17 protein-coding genes and 1 pseudogene are annotated in these 17,978 nt (G+C 71.9%); 8 read left to right on the forward strand and 10 right to left on the reverse strand.

What is annotated here, in order from left to right; genetic code table 11:
- Nucleotides 1-65: 65 nt before the first annotated feature.
- A complete protein-coding gene (locus ACGF1Z_RS29830) occupies nt 66-413 on the forward strand; it encodes a hypothetical protein (protein WP_393009122.1) in 348 nt (115 codons plus the stop codon).
- Nucleotides 414-425: 12 nt separating this feature from the next.
- Here the strand turns inward: ACGF1Z_RS29830 and ACGF1Z_RS29835 are convergent, their stop codons facing one another.
- The gene (locus ACGF1Z_RS29835) at nt 426-698 is read right to left on the reverse strand and encodes a GntR family transcriptional regulator (protein ID WP_393009123.1); all 273 of its coding nucleotides are present in this window, start codon (nt 696-698) and stop codon (nt 426-428) included.
- A 184-nt stretch (nt 699-882) separates the two neighbouring features.
- On the opposite strand from ACGF1Z_RS29835, the gene ACGF1Z_RS29840 reads away from it, so the two are divergent.
- Together ACGF1Z_RS29840 and ACGF1Z_RS29845 are read left to right on the forward strand one after the other, a co-directional pair.
- The gene (locus ACGF1Z_RS29840; protein WP_393009124.1) at nt 883-1,275 is read left to right on the forward strand and encodes a hypothetical protein; all 393 of its coding nucleotides are present in this window, start codon (nt 883-885) and stop codon (nt 1,273-1,275) included.
- A gap of 249 nt (nt 1,276-1,524) precedes the next feature.
- Nucleotides 1,525-1,833, forward strand: a complete 309-nt coding sequence (locus ACGF1Z_RS29845; RefSeq protein WP_393009125.1) for a hypothetical protein — start codon at nt 1,525-1,527, stop codon at nt 1,831-1,833.
- Nucleotides 1,834-1,928: 95 nt separating this feature from the next.
- Here ACGF1Z_RS29845 and ACGF1Z_RS29850 read toward each other — a convergent pair.
- A pseudogene (locus ACGF1Z_RS29850) lies at nt 1,929-2,786 on the reverse strand (MFS transporter); the annotation flags it as partial.
- A gap of 62 nt (nt 2,787-2,848) precedes the next feature.
- Between ACGF1Z_RS29850 and ACGF1Z_RS29855 the strand changes: the two are divergent.
- Nucleotides 2,849-3,811, forward strand: coding sequence for a helix-turn-helix transcriptional regulator (locus ACGF1Z_RS29855; protein ID WP_393009126.1), 963 nt, complete (start codon nt 2,849-2,851; stop codon nt 3,809-3,811).
- Between the two features lie 105 nt (nt 3,812-3,916).
- On the opposite strand, the gene ACGF1Z_RS29860 is transcribed toward ACGF1Z_RS29855, so the two are convergent.
- Nucleotides 3,917-4,942, reverse strand: coding sequence for an RNA polymerase sigma factor RpoD/SigA (locus ACGF1Z_RS29860; protein WP_393009127.1), 1,026 nt, complete (start codon nt 4,940-4,942; stop codon nt 3,917-3,919).
- Between the two features lie 163 nt (nt 4,943-5,105).
- On the opposite strand from ACGF1Z_RS29860, the gene ACGF1Z_RS29865 reads away from it, so the two are divergent.
- Nucleotides 5,106-5,618 (forward strand): GNAT family N-acetyltransferase, encoded by a 513-nt coding sequence (locus ACGF1Z_RS29865; protein WP_393009128.1) that lies wholly within the window; start codon nt 5,106-5,108, stop codon nt 5,616-5,618.
- Between the two features lie 25 nt (nt 5,619-5,643).
- On the opposite strand, the gene ACGF1Z_RS29870 is transcribed toward ACGF1Z_RS29865, so the two are convergent.
- Nucleotides 5,644-6,453, reverse strand: a complete 810-nt coding sequence (locus ACGF1Z_RS29870) for a dioxygenase (RefSeq protein ID WP_393009129.1) — start codon at nt 6,451-6,453, stop codon at nt 5,644-5,646.
- A 150-nt stretch (nt 6,454-6,603) separates the two neighbouring features.
- Between ACGF1Z_RS29870 and ACGF1Z_RS29875 the strand changes: the two genes are divergently transcribed.
- On the forward strand, nt 6,604-7,092 hold the full coding sequence (locus ACGF1Z_RS29875; protein ID WP_393009130.1) for a MarR family winged helix-turn-helix transcriptional regulator: 489 nt from the start codon (nt 6,604-6,606) through the stop codon (nt 7,090-7,092).
- Between the two features lie 66 nt (nt 7,093-7,158).
- Here the strand turns inward: ACGF1Z_RS29875 and ACGF1Z_RS29880 are convergent, their stop codons facing one another.
- On the reverse strand, nt 7,159-8,703 hold the full coding sequence (locus ACGF1Z_RS29880; RefSeq protein WP_393009131.1) for an MFS transporter: 1,545 nt from the start codon (nt 8,701-8,703) through the stop codon (nt 7,159-7,161).
- A gap of 92 nt (nt 8,704-8,795) precedes the next feature.
- Nucleotides 8,796-9,425 carry a TetR/AcrR family transcriptional regulator gene (locus ACGF1Z_RS29885; RefSeq protein ID WP_393009186.1) on the reverse strand — a complete coding sequence of 210 codons (630 nt, stop codon included), beginning with the start codon at nt 9,423-9,425 and terminating at the stop codon, nt 8,796-8,798.
- 284 nt (nt 9,426-9,709) lie between these two features.
- Between ACGF1Z_RS29885 and ACGF1Z_RS29890 the strand changes: the two genes are divergently transcribed.
- Nucleotides 9,710-10,984: a M6 family metalloprotease domain-containing protein gene (locus ACGF1Z_RS29890; RefSeq protein ID WP_393009132.1), complete on the forward strand. Its 1,275-nt coding sequence runs from the start codon at nt 9,710-9,712 to the stop codon at nt 10,982-10,984.
- Nucleotides 10,985-11,000: 16 nt separating this feature from the next.
- On the opposite strand, the gene ACGF1Z_RS29895 is transcribed toward ACGF1Z_RS29890, so the two are convergent.
- From ACGF1Z_RS29895 to ACGF1Z_RS29910, 4 genes are all read right to left on the reverse strand, one after another.
- Nucleotides 11,001-12,638: a class I adenylate-forming enzyme family protein gene (locus ACGF1Z_RS29895; protein ID WP_393009133.1), complete on the reverse strand. Its 1,638-nt coding sequence runs from the start codon at nt 12,636-12,638 to the stop codon at nt 11,001-11,003.
- A gap of 94 nt (nt 12,639-12,732) precedes the next feature.
- Nucleotides 12,733-13,413, reverse strand: a complete 681-nt coding sequence (locus ACGF1Z_RS29900) for a ScbR family autoregulator-binding transcription factor (RefSeq protein WP_393009134.1) — start codon at nt 13,411-13,413, stop codon at nt 12,733-12,735.
- Nucleotides 13,414-13,503: 90 nt separating this feature from the next.
- Nucleotides 13,504-14,748: a cytochrome P450 gene (locus ACGF1Z_RS29905; protein WP_393009135.1), complete on the reverse strand. Its 1,245-nt coding sequence runs from the start codon at nt 14,746-14,748 to the stop codon at nt 13,504-13,506.
- Between the two features lie 112 nt (nt 14,749-14,860).
- Nucleotides 14,861-15,547 carry a ScbR family autoregulator-binding transcription factor gene (locus ACGF1Z_RS29910; RefSeq protein ID WP_393009136.1) on the reverse strand — a complete coding sequence of 229 codons (687 nt, stop codon included), beginning with the start codon at nt 15,545-15,547 and terminating at the stop codon, nt 14,861-14,863.
- Nucleotides 15,548-15,836: 289 nt separating this feature from the next.
- Between ACGF1Z_RS29910 and ACGF1Z_RS29915 the strand changes: the two genes are divergently transcribed.
- Nucleotides 15,837-17,669, forward strand: coding sequence for an acyl-CoA dehydrogenase (locus ACGF1Z_RS29915; protein WP_393009137.1), 1,833 nt, complete (start codon nt 15,837-15,839; stop codon nt 17,667-17,669).
- Nucleotides 17,670-17,978 lie beyond the last annotated feature (309 nt).

Genomic DNA, 17,978 nt, shown 5'->3' on the forward strand with positions numbered 1-17,978 from the left:
CGTCCGTGCGCTCCCCCCCGTGGCGCATGGGCGGGGCTTCTTCATCTCGGAAGCAAGGAACGACCATGTACCTCTGCAACGACACGTTTCGGCTCCCCCCTGACGAGCTGGTGGCTGCCATGCGGGACGCTGGGGCAAAGGAAGAGGACTACCCCCGACCCTATGACTCGGTTGGCTGCTGTGAACTTGGCAGCGGCCACGGAGAGCGGCACGCCGAGTACAAGTTCGCTTGCGGTACGGAACCGGAACTCTGGGTCGAGTGGGACGACGACGGGAACATTGAGTTCGTGAGACTGACGCCGTGCGGGCAGTCAGACGAGACCCTGCCGCCGGGCCAGCAACAGGCGTGCACCTTGCCCACGGACCACGGGTGCGGGCACTCCTGGGAAGCCGTAGACCTCCCGCACCGCTGAACCCCGAGCGGTCTACGCGTCCACCTGGTCGTCGCCCTCGCTGCCCGAGCCGGCGGAGCCGACTACAAACGTTCCCCGCCCCCACTCGGTGTGGACGAGTGCACGCTCCCGGAGTTCCGCGACCGCTCGGCGCGCGGTCATCCGGGCCACACCGAACCGCTCGGACAACTCGCGGTCGCTCGGGATCTTGTCGCCCGGCTTGTACTTGCCCGCCTGAATCTCGGCCGTGAGCACGTCGAGAACCGTCATGTACGGCGCGTGCGGATTCCTCGGCTGGTCAGACATGAGGCGAAGCGTAGACAACGGGCGAGATTCGGGCGACTTAGACCAGTGGACCCCTTAGAGGAGGTAGACCAGTTAGACCAGTTGCTCTACCGTCTTACGGAGCACCAAACGAAAGCGCCCCGGAAGACCGCTTAGGACCGGTCCGCCGGGGCTCCGCCGATCAGCTATTGGGAGCTGAAACGACATGCGCGAGTTTATCGCCCTCACCAGCCTTGCGGCCGGAGCGCTGCTCATCCTGTGGAGCGCCCTCGGTCTGACCCCTCGCCGGCCCGGACGCCACTCCGCCGCCTATCAGGCGCCGAAGACCCTGCCGACCGTGGCGACACCCCGAGCGGCAGCGTGGCCCACCCCGACCCCCGACCATGTGACGCTGCGGTCTCTGCCCCTCACTGGTGAGGACACTCCGCTGATTCGCCCCTACGTCCTCGCATCCCACGAATTGGCGAGCTTCGGGGTGATCGGCGAGCGTCGCACGGCTGCTGTCCTCGCCACACTCGGCGTGGACTACCCGTACAGCTATGACGGGGACCAGTTCTCAACCCTCGCCGGTCTCGCCGCTGCGGAGGTGACCGCGTGACCCGCGAAGGACTCACCAACCCGCTGCCCCCCGCCCACGTCGCTCTGTGCATCAAGTGCCACACGCTCACGAGCAAGCCGGTTGCCGTCCGCTGGATTCAGAGCAACAGCGGCCCCGGAACAACCCTTTGGGCGTGCCCGGAGCACGCGGAGGAACTGACCCCTGGCCCGATGCCCGGAGAGCTTGAACAGGGCGCCTAGAGCCCGCGCACTGGCACTATCGGACACCGCACAGAAGGGAGGGGCGGACATGGCCCCGGCATCACAAGAGCGGCAGTACCTCGCGCAGACGCTCGCTGAGGAAGTGAGCACGGTGTACGCGCACATCGTGTGCGAGGCGTGGGGACTGGTCCTGAACTCACAGCGGAACAGCAGCCCCGCCCGACAGAAGTCGGCGAAGCAGACCGCCGCAGGGATGGAGCGAGCCGCGCTGATCGCGCTTAAGCACGCGGAGTACGTGACCGAGGACATCAAGCCCGAGGACCGGCTTAAGCGGGACCGGAAGCGCTATGAAGAAGCGTGGAACGCGGACCGCGCGGACATGGACGCCCCGATCTAGGCGCCCTCGCAGACAGCAAAACGCCCCGTTCGGCACCTGCCGGGCGGGGCTTCGTCGTTCTCTGAACTGGGCATCTCTGCAAGGTGTCAGGGTGTAACCTCTACGCCGGCCGCGAAGGACTTGACCTTGAAGAGCGACAGCTCGATGAGCGGCGAGCCGTCCTTCCGGGTCTTGTACTTCTCGTACGCGACGAGGGCGGCGAAGACGACGAGGCTGCCGGCCATCATCAGGTGGCCCCACAGCGGCCAGCCGAGCTCGCGGCCGCGGGTCAGCGGGTAGATCAGCATGAGCAGGCCGACCGTCACCAGGGCCACGCCGACCAGGTCGAGCCGGAGCGCCTGCGGCGCCTTGGACTCGGTGATGAAGCGACGGCCGAGGACGAGCGCGGCGACGCCGACCGGCAGGTTGATGAGGAAGATCGGGCGCCACTCCAGGCCCGCGACGTTCCACTGGGTGAGCAGCGCGCCCAGCAGCGGCCCGGAGACCGCGCCCAGGCCGATGATCGCGCCGAACATGCCGAACACCTTGCCCCGCTCGTGCGCCGGGAAGGTGACGTGCACGATCGACAGGACCTGCGGCACCATCAGCGCCGCCGCCGCGCCCTGGAGCAGGCGGGAGCCGACGAGCATCTCCTGGTTGGCGGCGACTCCGCAGAGCGCGGAGGCGACGGTGAAGCCCGCGGTGCCGACGAGGAAGAGGCGCTTGCGGCCGTAGATGTCACCGAGCCGGCCGCCGGTGATGAGGCCTGCGGCGAAGGCGAGCGCGTAACCGGCGGTGATCCACTGGATCGCGCCGAACGTGGCACCCAGGTCCCGCTCGATGCTGGGGATCGCGATGTTGACGATCGTGGCGTCGACCAGGTCCATGAAGGCGGCGGTCATGACGATGGCGAGGGCGATCCAGCGCCGCCGATCCGTGGGAGCCGCATCCGTGACGGCGTCGTGTGAACTCATAGGAGGAAAGTAGAGGTCATATAGGTCAGCTCATGTCCTAGATGGGCGCCATCCTGGAAGACATGACGGACACCCCGGCACGACTCCTGAATCTGCTGTCGCTCCTCCAGACCCCGCGCGAGTGGCCCGGCAGCGAGCTGGCCGAACGCCTCTCGGTCTCGGCACGCACGATCCGGCGGGACATCGACCGGCTGCGGGAGCTGGGCTACCCGGTCGAGGCGACGAAGGGCGCGGTCGGCGGCTACCGGCTGGTGGCCGGGACGGCCATGCCGCCGCTGCTCCTGGACGACGAGGAGGCGGTGGCCATCGCGGTCGGGCTCCGGGCGGGCGCGGGGCACGCCATCGAGGGGGTCGAGGAGGCGTCCGTACGGGCCCTGGCCAAGCTGGAGCAGGTGCTGCCGTCCCGGCTGCGGCACCGGGTCTCCACGCTCCAGAACGCCACGATCCCGCTGACCCGGGGGGACGGCGCGACGGTCGCGCCGTCCACGCTCACGGCGCTCGCGGGCGCGGTGACGGGGCAGGAGCGGCTGCGGTTCGGCTACCGGGCGGGCGACGGCACCGAGACGAAGCGGCTCGTGGAGCCCTACCGGCTGGTGTCGACCGGGCGGCGCTGGTATCTCGTCGCGTACGACATGGGGCGGGAGGACTGGCGGACCTTCCGGGTGGACCGGGTCAGCGAGCCCTTCCCGACCGCGGTCCGGTTCACACCGCGGGAGCTGCCGACGGGGGACGCGGCGGCGTATCTGACGCGGTCGATGGCGCGGGCCCAGCCCGAGGTCGAGCTCGACGTCGCCTTCGAGGCGCCGGCGGAGTTCGTCGCGGCGCGCCTGCCGGCGCATCTCGCGCCGGCGCCGGTGACGGCGACGAGCTGCCGGCTGCGGGTGCGCACCAGCGACTCCACCGAGTGGCTGGCGGTCCGGCTGGCGCTGGTCGACGCACCCTTCACGATCCACGGGCCGGTCTCGCTCGTGGAGTACACGCGGGACCTGGCGACGCGTCTCGGCGCGGCGGCGGGCCGCCGGTAGCGGCGGCCGGCCGGACGGCACGCGGGCCGGCGGCGGGCCGCCGGGGCGGCCCGGGCACCTCGCCCGGCCGTGCGGCGGAGCGAGGTCCCGGTCGCCCGGGGACGCTCAGGCGACCGCGTCGAAGCCCGTGTCGCGGGCCATCTTCTTCAGTTCCAGGAGCGCGTGCTTCTCGATCTGGCGGATGCGCTCGCGGGTCAGGCCGTGCTCCTTGCCGACCTCCGTGAGGGTGCGCTCGCGGCCGTCCTCGATGCCGTAGCGCATGCGGATGATGGACGCCGTGCGGTTGTCGAGCTTGTCGATGAGGTCGTCCAGCTCCTCGCTGCGCAGCAGGGTGAGGACCGACTGCTCCGGGGAGATCGCCGAGGTGTCCTCCAGGAGGTCGCCGAACTGCGTCTCGCCCTCGTCGTCCACCGACATGTTGAGCGAGACCGGGTCGCGGGCCCAGTCCAGGACGTCGGTGACCCGCTCGGGCGTCGAGCCCAGCTCGGTGGCGATCTCCGCGGGCTCCGGCTCACGGCCGTGCTCACGGTTGAACTCGCGCTGCACCCGGCGGATGCGGCCGAGCTCCTCCACCAGGTGGACGGGGAGCCGGATGGTGCGGGACTGGTCGGCAATGGAGCGGGTGATGGCCTGACGGATCCACCAGGTCGCGTACGTGGAGAACTTGAAGCCCTTGGCGTAGTCGAACTTCTCGACCGCGCGCACCAGGCCCGCGTTCCCCTCCTGGATCAGATCGAGCAGCGGGAGGCCGCTGCGCGGGTAGCGGCGGGCCACGGCGACGACCAGGCGCAGGTTGGACTTGATGAAGAGGTCCTTGGCCCGCTCGCCCTCGGCGACGAGCGCTTCGAGCTCCTCGCGGGTCGCCCCGCCCGCCTCGCCGGATCCGGCCGTGCCGGCGGCCGGGGTCACGGTGCCGTCGAGGAGCTGCTGGGCGTAGACGCCCGCCTCGATGGTCTGGGAGAGCTCGACCTCCCTGGCGGCGTCGAGCAGGGGCGTGCGCGCGATCTCGTCGAGGTACATGCCGACCAGGTCGCGGTCGGCGATCTCCCCGCCCACGGCGCGAACGCTGCTTGCCCGGCTGCCTCCGCTCGCGGCGGACGACTGACGACGGGCGACGGCACGGGTTGCCATGCGTGCTCCCTTGCTGAGTAGGTCGCGACACCTTTCGGGTGCCCTGCATCCGACGGAAACAACGACTGGAATCAGGACAGAATTCCCACCGGCGCAGGGATTTTCGCGATCATGCAGTATCCTGCGCCGCCGAAACTCCGCCGCCGACATGGGGGAATGCGCCATGCGACCCACGGATGTGCAGGTCAGAGCGGGAGAAGAGGCCGATCTCGGCGCGCTCACCGAGCTCTACAACCACTACGTCCGTGAGACCGCGATCACATTCGACACGGAACCCTTCACTCCGGAGCAGCGACGTCCCTGGCTCCGCTCCCATCGAGAAGACGGCCCGCACCGCCTTCTGGTTGCCAGGGACGAGCGGTCCGGCGAGATCCTCGGCTACGCGACGAGCAGCGCGTTCCGGCCGAAGCCCGCGTACGCCACCTCCGTGGAGGTGAGCGTGTACCTCTCCCCCACGGCCGGCGGGCGGGGCATCGGCACGCTCCTCTACGAGGAGCTGTTCGCGGCGCTGGCCGGGGAGGACGTCCATCGGGTGTACGCGGGCATCGCGCAGCCCAACGAGGCCTCGGCGCGCCTGCACGCCCGCTTCGGCTTCCGCCCCGTCGGGGTCTACCGGGAGGTGGGGCGGAAGTTCGGCCGCTACTGGGACGTGGCCTGGTTCGAGAAGGAGCTCTGAGGGGCCCTCCCCGGCCGCCCGCGCCTCATCCGAACTGGACCGAGCGCTTCGCCAGGCCCAGCCAGAAGCCGTCGATCACGCTGCGCTCCTCGTCCAGGTCGCCGGCCGCGTCCGCGGCGCCCATCGTGACGAAGAGCGGGGCGAAGTGCTCGGTGCGGGGGTGGGCGAGCCGGCCCGCGGGCGACTTGCGCTCGAAGTCGAGCAGGGCGTCGACGTCGCGTGCGGCGAGCGCCTCGTGGCCCCAGGCGTCGAACTCTGCGGACCATGCGGGCACGCCGCCGCCGGGGTGCCGCAGGGCGGCCAGGTTGTGGGTGAAGAAGCCGCTGCCGACGATGAGGACGCCCTCGTCGCGCAGCGGGGCGAGCTTGCGCCCGATGTCCATGAGGCGGCGCGGGTCGAGGGTGGGCATGGAGATCTGCAGGACGGGGATGTCCGCCCCGGGGAACATCTCCACGAGCGGGACGTAGGCGCCGTGGTCGAGGCCCCGGTCGGGGATGTCCTGCACCGGCGTGCCGGGGGCGCGCAGCAGCTTGCGGACGGACTCGGCGAGCGCGGGGGCGCCGGGGGCCTCGTAACGGACCCGGTAGTAGTGCTCGGGGAAGCCCCAGAAGTCGTAGACGAGGGGCACGGTCTCGGTGGCACCGAGGGCGAGGGGTGCCTCCTCCCAGTGGGCCGAGACCATGAGGATCGCCGTCGGGCGGGGCAGTCCGGCGGACCACGCGGCGAGCTCGCCGGGCCAGACGGGGTCGTCGGCGAGCGGCGGGGCGCCGTGCGAGAGGTAGAGGGCGGGCATCCGGGTGGTGGGGGCGGGGTTCCGCTCGAGCGTGGCGTCCATGGTGTCCGCCTCCTTGGCTGCGCGTAGGGGGTCGCCGGGGGTCCGGGGGCCGGGAACCCGACATATTCCTTGAAGTTTCAAGCTTGACGCTCGGGACCACCTTAGACCCGATCTAGTTCAACTTTCAAGGATTGGTCGTACCATGGATCCATGACCGAACCCCGCTGGCTCAGCGACGAGGAACAGCGCGTGTGGCGCGCCTACCTCCACGCCACCACCCTCCTCGAGGACCATCTCGACCGCCAGCTGCAGCGCGACGCCGGGATGCCGCACATCTACTACGGGCTGCTCGTGCAGCTGTCCCAGGCCCCGCGGCGCCGGATGCGCATGACGGAGCTGGCCAAGGACGTGAAGATCACCCGCTCGCGCCTCTCCCACGCCATCGCGCGCCTGGAGAAGAACGGCTGGGTGGCGCGCGAGGAGTGCCCCTCCGACAAGCGCGGCCAGTTCGCCACGCTGACCGACGAGGGGTACGCGGTGCTGAGCCGCACCGCGCCCGGTCATGTCGACGCCGTACGGCAGGCGCTCTTCGACCGGCTGACGGCGGAGCAGGTCGAGCAGCTCGGCGCGATCATGCGGACCGTCGCCGAGGGCCTGCAGCCGACGGACCCGAACGCGGACCTGCCCTGGCTTCGCTGAGCCGGGAGCTCGGCGGGGCCAGGGCAGGAGGCGCCGTGGAGGTGGACCGCACCGGGCGGCCGGGGGTCAGTGGGCGATGACGGGGACCTTCAACTCGTCCTGGGCGCCCGCGCCCTCGCCCGAGCCGGAACCGGCCACCACGCCGGTGCCGGGCCTGCCGGTGTTGATCAGGGTCAGCGCCAGGGTCGCGGAGACGGCCAGGATGCCGACCGCCCACCAGATGGCGGCCGAGTAGCCCTCGACCATGCCCTGGAGCTGGAGCAGCTTCTGGGACGCCGGGGTGGTGGCCCCGGCCGCGTGGTCGGCGAGGTACGCGGTGGTCGCCGAGGCGGCGATGGTGTTCAGCAGGGCCGTACCGATGGCACCGCCGACCTGCTGCGAGGTGTTGACCATCGCGGAGGCGACGCCTGCGTCACGCGGGTCGACCCCGTGCGTGGCCAGGGACATGGCCGGCATGAACGCCGTGCCCATGCCGAGGCCGAGCAGGAGCTGCGCGGGCAGGATCAGCCCGGCGTACGAGGAGCCGATCTCCAGCTGGGTCAGCAGCAGCATGCCGACGGCGGCGGTCAGGAAGCCGGGGCCCATCAGCAGGCGCGGGGGGACCCGGGTCATCAGGCGGGCGCCGATCTGGGTGGATCCGGTGATCATGCCCGCGATCATCGGCAGGAAGGCGAAGCCGGTCTTGACCGGCGAGTACCCCTTCACGACCTGCAGGTAGTAGGTCAGGAACAGGAACAGGCCGAACATCGCGATGACGGCGAGGCCGAGCGAGAGGTAGACACCGCCGCGGTTGCGGTCGGTGACGACGCGCAGGGGCAGCAGCGGGGACTTCATGCGGGACTCGGCGACGGCGAAGGCGGCGAGCAGCACCGCGGAGGCGATGAACAGGCCGATGGTCATGGGGTCGGACCAGCCGTCGGACTCGGCGCGCGTGAAGCCGTAGACCAGCGAGACCAGACCGAGGGTGGACAGGACCACACCGGGGATGTCGAGCGGCGAGCGGTTGCGGCCGCCGGCCGGCTCACGGATCACGAAGTAGGCGCCGACCGCCGCGACGATCGCGAAGGGGATGTTGACGAAGAAGGTCCAGCGCCAGTTCAGGTACTCGGTGAGGAAGCCGCCGAGGATCAGGCCCACGGCGCCGCCGCCGCCGGCGATCGCACCGTAGATGCCGAAGGCCTTGGCGCGCTCCTTGCCGTCGGTGAACATCACCGCGAGCAGCGAGAGGGCGGCCGGGGCGAGCAGCGCGCCGAACGCGCCCTGCAGGGCGCGGGCGCCGAGCATCATGGCCTCGCCGGTGGCGGCGCCACCGAGGGCGGAGGCCGCGGCGAAGCCGATCAGGCCGACGACGAAGGTGCGCTTGCGGCCCCACAGGTCGGCGATCCGGCCGCCGAACAGGAGCAGTCCGCCGAAGGCGAGGGCGTAGGCCGTGATGACCCACTGCCGGTTGCCGTCGGAGATGCCCAGGTCCTGCTGGGCGGAGGGCAGGGCGATGTTCACGATCGTCGCGTCGAGCACGACCATCAGTTGGGCGAGGGCGATGAAGACCAGGGCTTTCCAGCGACTGGGGTCGGCCTGGGCCGAGGGAGGGGTCGCGGTGATTTTCGACATGGGGGTAGCCACCTCTTGGCGCGGAACGGTGAAAAACAGCGAAAAGGTACGGAGATGAAGGGGGGTGCGGCGTTACGGAGCCGCGGCCGGGGTCACGATCCGGAGCAGGACCGGCTCCTCAGGTCTTCCAGGGTCGCGGCGGAACCGGGCAGGTCGGAGCGCGCGGGCGCCTCCAGACCGTCCAGGAACACCTGCAGATGGCGGTGGACGAACCGGTCCATGTCCAGACAGCCCGTCCCGGGCAGCGGTCGGGTCAGCTGGGAGACCGCGACCATCAGGTCCCCGACGCCGACGTCGGCGCGCAGCCTGCCCGCCGCCCGCGCCCGCTCGACGAGGCCTTCGACGGCCTCCTCCAGGCGGATGCGTTCGGCGTCCAGGTCGGGGTGGTGCTTGTCGAAGTCGCCGTCGAGCATCGGGCACAGGGCGCCGATGCGCTCGTCGGCGGCCGCGTGGGTGAAGCGGCGGAGGGCGGCGAAGGGGTCGCTCTCCTGCTCGGCGGCCTCCCGGGCCCGCTCGGTGATGCGGGCCATCAGGGAGACGACCACCTCGCGGACGAGGTCGTCGCGCTCGGGGAAGTTCCGGTAGAGCGTGGCGTTGCCGACGCCGGCGCGGCGCGCGATCTCGTCGAGCGGCACCTGGGCGCCGGACTCGACGAACATCTCGCGGGCCGCCGCCACGATCCGCTCCCGGTTGCGCAGCGCGTCCGCGCGGGGGCGCGGCATGCGGCGGGCGGGCGCGGTGCCGGCGGTGCTGGTGCTCACGGTGCCTCTCCCTCTGTCCGTCTCGGAGTCCAGCGCCGAAAGCCATCCGGGGAACGAGTCCCCACTTCGCTGAACACAGGGTTAAACGGGGACTAGGTCCCCGGTTATTTCCCGACCCTCGTGTGACCTGGGTCACATGCCGCGGGGCGCGTTCGGACTACCCCGGTCGGGCCACCCGGCGCGCGCGCCCCCCGCCCCCGGCCGAGGCTGATCGCATCGATGACGCTGCTCAGAGAGGCGACCGGATGCACGGCACCCGCCGACGGATACGCAGACCCATCGCCCTGGCCGCGGGCACGGCACTCGCGCTCGCCGCGCTGGCCACGGCCAGCTCGACCCTGCCCGGCCCGGCGCCCGCCTCCTCGGGACCCGTGGCCGCGGGCCCCGGGGAAGCGCCGCTGGGACCGTGCCGGATCGCCACGGCGATGGGTGTGCAGATGTCGGAGGGAATGCCCACCTCTCCCGGGTACGCCCGCTCCACGGGCCTGGTCCGGGCCCTCAACCTGATGATCGACTTCCCGGACGCGCCCGGGCAGGGCGCCGCGACGAGCCGCTACGACGAGTTCTTCCCGAAGACCACCGAGTGGTTCCGCACCAGCTCCTACGGACGCCTGGTCTACCGGCCCGACGCCCCCATATCCGACTGGCTGCGGATGCCGCACCCCTTCTCCTCGTACGGGATCGAGCGCGGCTCCCCGTACGAGCCGGGCTACCGCAGGCTCGTCGAGGACATCGTGAAGGCCGCCGACTCCCGGGTCGACTTCAGCGCCTACGACCTGGTCAACGTCCTCGTCACGCCGAACGCCGGCCCCTCGGCCCTCGACACCGTGCTGTCCGTGACCTTCTCGGGGAACGACGACGCCCCCTACGCGGACGGCGTCCCGCTCGCCAACACGTCCTTCGTCTACAGCCGGCAGGACGACGGCTCGGGGAACTACACCGACACCGGCTACCGCGTCCTGCCCCACGAGAACGGGCACGTCTTCGGGCTGCCCGACCTCTACACCGTCGACGGCGGCGGCACCGTGGGGCACTGGGACATCATGTCCGAGGACTGGGGGGCCAACAACGACCTGCTCGGCTGGCACAAGTGGAAGCTCGGCTGGCTCGACAACGACCAGGTCGGCTGCGCCGCCAAGACCGGCGACTTCGAGTACACCCTGACCCCGCTGGCCACCGCCGGCGGCCCGAAGCTCGCCTTCGTCCCGCTCTCCGGCACCTCCGGCTACGCGATCGAGGCACGCACCCGCGAGGGCAACGACGAGGCGGTCTGCAAGCCCGGCGTCCTGGTCTACCGGGTCGACACCGACGTGGACACCGGCCACGGGCCGGTCACCGTCACCGACAGCGATCACGGCAGCGGCGGCTGCACCCGGCGCCCGAACGTCCACTCAGAGCTCTCGGACGCCCCCTACGGACCGGGCGAGAGCTTCCACGACCGGGCCAACGGCATCCGCGTCACCGTCCTCGACGAGGACACGGAGACCGGCGGCTACCGGATCCGCATCACCCGGAGCTGACCCCGCGCCGCGCGCCTCACCGGCCCCCGAGCCCCGTGAGCCCGGCGCGCAGCTCCCGCTTGAGGACCTTGCCCGCCGCGTTCCGCGGCAGCTCCCCGTCCCGTACGACGACGTGCGCGGGCACCTTGAAGGCGGCGAGCCGCGCCCCGGCATGGGCCCGCAGCTCGTCCGGCCCCGCGGTCGCGTCCGGCCGCAGCCGGACCACGGCGGCCACCTCCTCGCCGAGCACGGCGTGCGGGACGCCGAGGACGGCGGCCTCCAGGACGTCCGGGTGGGCCTGCAGGACCCCCTCGACCTCGACGCAGTAGACGTTCTCGCCGCCCCGGATCACCAGGTCCTTGATGCGGTCGACCACCGTGACCCGTCCGTCCCGGAGGTGGGCGAGGTCGCCGGTGCGCAGCCAGCCGTCCGGGGTGAGGGCGGCCCGGGTGGCCTCCTCGTCCCCCCAGTAGCCGCGGATCAGGGACTGGCCGCGCAGCCACAGCTCGCCGACGCCCCCGGCGTCGGGCCGGTCGATCCGCACCTCGGTCGCCGGGGTGGGCCGGCCGACGCTGCCGGGGTGGGCGCGGTACTCGGCCCCGAAGTTGGCGAGCACCCCGCCGCAGGTCTCGGTGAGGCCGTAGCCGTTGCGGGGCTCGATCCGCTCCCCGTACGCGGCGCTGAGGCGCGCGGTGATCGCGGGCGGGGCGGCCGCTCCGCCGGTGCTGAGCTGGACGAGCGAGTCCAGCGGGTCGCCGGTGCGCTCGGCCAGGTCGAGCAGCTGGAGGGCGGTGGTGGGGACGCCGGAGTAGTGCGTGACGCGGTGGGCGCGGATCAGCTCCAGGGCCTTGGCCGGGTCCCACTTGCGCATCATGACGAGGGTGCCGCCGGCCGCCATCACCGAGTAGAAGGACGTGAAGGCGGCGACGTGGAAGAAGGGGAAGGTGGTGAGCGAGACGGGCGCGGGGCCGGCGCCGGGCCGCTCGCCGCGCCCGAGGGCCGAGGCGGCCGCGTAGTAGCGGGGGTTCATCGCGGCGCCCGTCTGGGCGAGATGGGTGGCGACGGCGCCCTTGGGGCGGCCCGTGGTGCCGGAGGTGTAGATGATCGTGGCGTCGTGCTCGGGCAGCACGTCGACGTCCGGCGGCCCGGCGAACGGGTCGGTGTCGGGGACGTACGCCTCGAAGCCCTCGGCGGCCTCGCCGTGGAAGACGATGCCGGGTACGGCGTGGGCGCGGGCCCAGGCGGCCACGCGCGGGACCCGCTCGCCGTCCACCAGCAGCACCCGGGGCCGGCAGTCGTCGAGGGCGTGACCGAACTCGTCCTCGGTCCACCAGGCGTTGAGCGGCACGGCGACGAGTCCGGCGAGCTGGGCGGCCCAGAACGCGACGTGCCATTCCGGGTGGTTGCGCATCGCGACGACCGCGCGGTCGCCCGGGCGCAGTCCGTGCACGTCCACGAGCCGGCGGGCGAGGCCGCAGGCGGCGTCGAAGAAGGCGCGGTAGCCGGTCACCCCGTCCTCGGAGACGAGGAACGGGCGGTCGCCGAAGCCCCAGGTGGCCTCCACGAACTCGCGCAGGGTGCGCGGGCCGCCGGTGTAGACGCCGTCCTCGACGGCGAAGGGCGCGCCGGGCCCGGTGAGCAGCGCGGCGACCGGGTCGGTGTGCGGCTCGACCACGCTGCGGCCCCTCTCCCGTCGTCCCGGCTGCGTCCCCGGCGCCTGCTCGCTCACGCGCCCGGCAGGCGACGCTATGCGCGCCCCGGCGGACCGGTCAAGGACGGGCCTCGGCCTCGACCACCGGGCCCCCGTGGCCCCCGGCGCCGACTCCCCCGTACGGCTCCTCCTCCGCGCCCGAGGCGACGAACAGGCCCACGCGGGCGGCGCCGACCACACGGGGCAGCAGGAACGCCCAGAACCGGGTCAGCGGGGCCGGCTCCAGCCAGCGTGGGTCCTGCTGCCCCAGGGCCGCGTGCCCGGCGGCCACCGCCACCACGGCGGAGGCCACGTCCGAGCCCGTCACGTCCGGGGCGAGCAGCCCCGCACGCTCGCTGCGCGCCACGACGGACTCGACCCACTCGCGCCAGGTCCGCCGCAGGTCCTGCGGCATCCGCGTGCGCTCCGGCCCGCCGGCGCTCAGCAGGAAGCCCGCGCGCAGCACCGGGTCGACGCGCAGCCCCTGGACGAGCTCGTGGCTGGCGTCGATGAGGGTCTGCAGGGGCAGCGCCTCGCGTTCGCGGGTGATCCGCACGAGGCGGTCGCCGGCCGCCGCGACGACCGCCTCGGCCAGCGCCGCCTTGCTGGGGAAGTGGAAGTGCAGGGCCCCGCTGCTGACCCCGGCCCGCGCGCTGATCGTCGCCAGGGAGGCGACCTCGAAGCCCTCCCGGTCGAAGAGGGTGGCCGCCGACTCGACGAGGGCGTTGCGCGTCCGAATCGCCCGCTCCTGCTTGGCCAAGGGGTCTCCGTCACTGCGCCGTGGGTGTCACACGTGTCACTCCACAGTAACAAACCGGTTGAGCGGTTTTCCGGTTCCCCCCGGAAGGGCTCAGCCGCGCGCGGGTATCCGTACGGGCAGCGCCCCGTAGCCGTTCAGCAGGAAGGTGGGCAGGGGAGCCAACTCCTCCGGCGGGCAGGCGAGTTCCAGGTCCGGGAAGCGCTCGAAGAGCGCGGCCAGGGCGACGGTCGCCTCCAGGGTGGCGAGCGGGGCGCCCAGGCAGCGGTGCGCGCCGTGACCGAGGCCGAGAGTGTCCCGGTCGGTACGCAGCACGTCGAAGCGGTCGGCGTCCGCGCCGTAGCGGGCCGGATCCAGGCCGCCCGCCGCGAAGTTCACCAGGATCGGGTCCCCCTGGGCGATCTTCAGACCGTCGAGTTCGAGGTCCTCGACGGCGAAGCGCAGCGGCGAGTAGGCGGCCGGGCTGTGGGTGCGCAGGGTCTCGGCGACCACGTCGTCCCAGCCGGCGCGGCCGGCCCGGACGTGGGCCAGCTGCTCGGGGTGGGTGAGCAGCGCGGCGGTGGCGTTGACGACGAGCGCGGCGGTGGTGTCCTGGCCCGCGGCGATCAACAGGAAGAGGGAGCCGAGGAGTTCGCTCTCGGTGAGGGCGTCGGCTCCGTCGCGGGCGGCGATCAGGGAGGAGGTCAGGTCGTCGCCGGGCTCCCGGCGGCGGGCGGCGACGAGCTCGGCGAGCAGCCGGAAGGCGGTGCCGCGCGCGGCCTCCATGGTCGCGGCGGAGACACTGGAACTGAACACGGTGCGCAGGGCCGCCGTGAGCTCGTCGCGGGCGGCCCCCTCCGCGACGCCCATGAGCTCGCAGATGACCTGGAGGGGCAGCGACTCGGCGTATCCGGTGCGCAGTTCGGCCGGCTCGCCGGCGTCGAACCGGTCGGCGAGCCCGTCGAGCAGCCCGGCCGCGATCTCCTCGACCCGGGGCCGCAGGGCCGCGGAGCGGCGGGCGGTGAACGCGGCGGCGACGAGGCGGCGCAGCCGGGCGTGCTCGGCGCCGTACGCGAAGAGCATGTTCTCGTTGGCGACCCACGGGTAGAGCGGCCACTCCGGGGTGATCCGGCCCTCGACGAAGGCGGGCCAGTGACGCCGGGCGTCCTTGGAGACCCGGGGGTCGACGAGCAGCGCCTCGACCTGCTCCTGGCGCACGACGGCCCAGGCCCTGACGCCGCCGGGGAGCTCGACCTGCACGGCGGGGCCCTGGTCCCGCAGCATGGCGGCCTCGCCCGCGAGGTCGCGTCCGGTCACGTCGAGGACATAGGGGCAGGAAGCCCGTGCCATGGGGTCCATGGGTGTGTTCTCCGTTTCGGTTCGGCCGTACGTTCCGTGCGTGCCCCCACCGCACACGCAACCGAGGAGAGCGTGGCTCCCCCTCCCCCTCGTCCCCTGCGCCGAGACGCCGTCAGCTCGCCGCCGAGGCGACGGCGGTGCCGCCGTCGCGCGCCCGCAGCGCCTCCTCGTAGGCCCGCTCCGCCCGGGACGGCTCGAAGTCGAGGCGGACGAGGACGCCCGGCACGGCGATGGCGCTCAGCAGGGTCCGCATGAGGTCGGCGACCCGGTCCACCATGTCCGCGTGCTGGGTCATGATCTTGGACAGCATCTGGACCCCGGTGAAACTGCCGGTGAAGAGCGTCGCGGCGGACGTGATGTCCACGTGCGGCAGCAGTTCGCCGGCCGCCTTGGCGTGCGTGAGGACGTCGATGTTGTGGTCGATCCAGCCGCGCATGGGGACCTGGCGGTCGAGGCCGTCCTGCAGCGAGCCCTGCTCGACGGTGAGGCGGATGCTGCCGCGCACCATGGGGTCGCCGACCCGCAGCAGATGGGCGAGGACCAGCGCCTCGTCGGTGAGCTGCTGGAGGTGGAGTTCGCGCTGCGGCACCGGCGGCAGGGCGCCGACCTGTCCGGCCAGCACCTCCTGGGCGAGCTCCTCCTTGGAGGAGAAGTGGAAGTACAGGGCGCCCTTGGTCACCCCGCAGCGCTTCAGGACCTCGGAGATCGTCGCCGCCTCGTAGCCGACCTCGTCGAAGAGTTCGGCCGCTGCGAGCACGATCTTCTGACGTGTACGGATGGCCCGTTCTTGTTGCGCCACTACATCCTCCGTACCTCGCGGAAACCGAAACAAACCGCGAGGCTGGTATTCCAACGGCTCACATGGAGTGATGCGTCGGCGACCGGTTTCTCCGCAGGAACTCACGACGCGCGTAGGGTGGGCCCCGGCGATCCCGGTTTCTTCACACATCCACATTTCGAGAATAAAACCATCCAACCGGTTTGACAAGGTTTGACAGCCTATTGAAACAAAACCGGATGGTACGTATCTTACTCTTGACAGGTCAGACCACCCTCACCGGTCAACACACTTCGGGGGACGAGCCGAGATGCTCCAGCACGCGGAGGCACCGCTCAGACAGGCCGGAGACGGCATCGCCCCAGGCGGCACGGACGAGCTCACCCGTCTCCTCTTCGACGGGGACGACCGCGAGCACGTGCACGGCACATGGCGGCGCCTGATCTCCGGCGAGGCCTTCGCCCACCGGCCCGGACTCACCCCCGCCGAGCGCATCGCCCTGTCCTACGAACGCCTCCGGCTCGTCAACGACACCGTCACCGGCCCCGCGGCCGAGGCGCTCAGCTACGACGCCCACCGGCTCGCCGCCCTGCACGAGTGGACCGGCTTCCTCGACGGCGGGCTGTGCACCCTCGCGAGCATCCACTACAACCTCTTCCTCGGCAGCCTCCTCGACCACGACGGCTACCGGCGGGACCTGTCCCCGTACACCGCCATGGAGCGGGTGGGCACCTTCCTGTGCACCGAGCTCGCCCACGGCAACGACGTCACGTCCCTGGAGACCGTCGCCCGCCACGACCCCGAGACCGGCGGCTTCGTCCTGCACACCCCCAACCCCGGGGCGTGCAAGTTCATGCCCAACACCAGCCTCGCCGGCGGCCCCAAGACCGCCGTGGTCGCCGCGCGCCTGCTCGTCGACGACGAGGACCAGGGCATCTTCCTCTTCCTCACCCCGCTCAGCGACGCCGAGGGGCATCTGCCCGGCATACGGGTGCAGCCCCTGCCGGACCGCACCGGCACCCCCGTCGACCACTGCCTCACCTCCTTCCACCACGTACGGCTCCCCCGCGAGGCCATGCTGGAGGCGGCGCACGGCCGGCTGGACCGGGACGGCCGGCTCACCAGCAGCCTCGGCAACCGGCGCAAGCGGTTCCTGCGCTCCGTCGGCCGGGTCACCATGGGCAAGCTGTGCATGAGCGGCGGCACCCTGGGCATGGCCCGCGCCGCGCTCGCCATCGCCGTCCGCTACTCCCACCACCGCAAGATAGGCGCCCCCAGGGCCGGCGAGCGAATGCCGCTCACCGCCCACCGCAGCCACCACGGCCGCCTGCTCCGGGCCGTCGCGACCGCCTACGCGATGACCTTCCTGCACCGCGAGGTCGTCGACCGCTGGGCCGGTCACGACCCGGCCGACGCGGCGGAGCGCGAGGAGGTCGAGCGGCTGATCGCCGTCGCCAAGGGCTGGATCACCTGGCAGGCCCGTGACATCACCATCGAGGCACGCGAACGCTGCGGCGCGCAGGGCCTGTTCCCCGCGAACGGCCTGTCCGAGCTGCCGCTCAACGTCGAGGGCGGCGTCACCGCCGAGGGCGACAACCTGGTCATCTGGGTCAAGGCCGGCTCCGAGCTCGTCTTCGCCCACGAGGCCGGCCCCGCCCGAGCCCCGCGCGGCGAGCTCGGCGACCCCGGCTTCCTGCGCGACCTGCACGCCTGCGTCGAGCACATCTGGCAGAACCGCGCCCGCACGGCCCTGCGCGGCGGCCCCTCCGGCGACCCCGTGGGCCGCTGGAACGAGACCTCCGGCGCCGCTCTGGAGATGGTCGCCGCCCACGCCCGGGTGCGCGCCGCCGACGCGCTGCTCGCCGCCACCGCCCGCGCCACCGCGCCGCGCACCCGCTTCCTCCTGGAGGGCGTCTCCCGGCTCTTCCTCCTTCACGAACTGCGGCCGCACACCGGCGACCTGCTCGCCGCGGGGCACCTCAGCGCGGCCCAGGTGGAGGCGCTGTACGGCACGACCGAGACCGCCGTCGCGGACCTCGCGCCCCACCTGACGGCCCTGGTGGACGCCTTCGACCTGCCCGAGGAGTACCTGGCGGCGACCCCGCTCGCGAATGCGGACTACCTGGACCGCTTCGGGGCCTGACCGTCCGTCCGGGCGGAGTCGCGCACGTCGAGCCAAAACATACAGACTGGTATGTTTGCCAAGAGCCTCAGGAAAAGGATTTGACGCGTGCACGGCACCTCCCAGCAGGAACCGGCCGTCTTGCGTGGAATTTGAGATACGTACCCTTCCGCGACTGTCCTTCGAAACAGGCATAGCTGTATGGTTCTTGCTGGCGGAGGCGCCATCGACGTCTCCTCACACTTCGGGCTGTCGCAGTGAGAGCCGTCGTACCGGGCAAGGGACATGCGCGATGCAAAAACGGTCGCATACGACCCGTCAGGCACTCGT

The sequence above is a fragment of the Streptomyces sp. NPDC048018 genome (genome assembly GCF_043202995.1).
Taxonomy (GTDB): domain Bacteria; phylum Actinomycetota; class Actinomycetes; order Streptomycetales; family Streptomycetaceae; genus Streptomyces.

Bases quoted from the DNA above. Each gene is read 5' to 3' on its own strand.
- ACGF1Z_RS29905 (WP_393009135.1), bottom strand. From the start codon at position 14,748: ATGGACCCCATGGCACGGGCTTCCTGCCCCTATGTCCTCGACGTGACC.
- ACGF1Z_RS29865 (WP_393009128.1), top strand. From the start codon at position 5,106: ATGCGACCCACGGATGTGCAGGTCAGAGCGGGAGAAGAGGCCGATCTC.
- ACGF1Z_RS29845 (WP_393009125.1), top strand. From the start codon at position 1,525: ATGGCCCCGGCATCACAAGAGCGGCAGTACCTCGCGCAGACGCTCGCT.
- ACGF1Z_RS29875 (WP_393009130.1), top strand. From the start codon at position 6,604: ATGACCGAACCCCGCTGGCTCAGCGACGAGGAACAGCGCGTGTGGCGC.
- ACGF1Z_RS29855 (WP_393009126.1), top strand. From the start codon at position 2,849: ATGACGGACACCCCGGCACGACTCCTGAATCTGCTGTCGCTCCTCCAG.
- ACGF1Z_RS29880 (WP_393009131.1), bottom strand. From the start codon at position 8,703: ATGTCGAAAATCACCGCGACCCCTCCCTCGGCCCAGGCCGACCCCAGT.
- ACGF1Z_RS29915 (WP_393009137.1), top strand. From the start codon at position 15,837: ATGCTCCAGCACGCGGAGGCACCGCTCAGACAGGCCGGAGACGGCATC.
- ACGF1Z_RS29830 (WP_393009122.1), top strand. From the start codon at position 66: ATGTACCTCTGCAACGACACGTTTCGGCTCCCCCCTGACGAGCTGGTG.
- ACGF1Z_RS29840 (WP_393009124.1), top strand. From the start codon at position 883: ATGCGCGAGTTTATCGCCCTCACCAGCCTTGCGGCCGGAGCGCTGCTC.
- ACGF1Z_RS29890 (WP_393009132.1), top strand. From the start codon at position 9,710: ATGCACGGCACCCGCCGACGGATACGCAGACCCATCGCCCTGGCCGCG.
- ACGF1Z_RS29860 (WP_393009127.1), bottom strand. From the start codon at position 4,942: ATGGCAACCCGTGCCGTCGCCCGTCGTCAGTCGTCCGCCGCGAGCGGA.
- ACGF1Z_RS29885 (WP_393009186.1), bottom strand. From the start codon at position 9,425: ATGCCGCGCCCCCGCGCGGACGCGCTGCGCAACCGGGAGCGGATCGTG.
- ACGF1Z_RS29835 (WP_393009123.1), bottom strand. From the start codon at position 698: ATGTCTGACCAGCCGAGGAATCCGCACGCGCCGTACATGACGGTTCTC.
- ACGF1Z_RS29870 (WP_393009129.1), bottom strand. From the start codon at position 6,453: ATGGACGCCACGCTCGAGCGGAACCCCGCCCCCACCACCCGGATGCCC.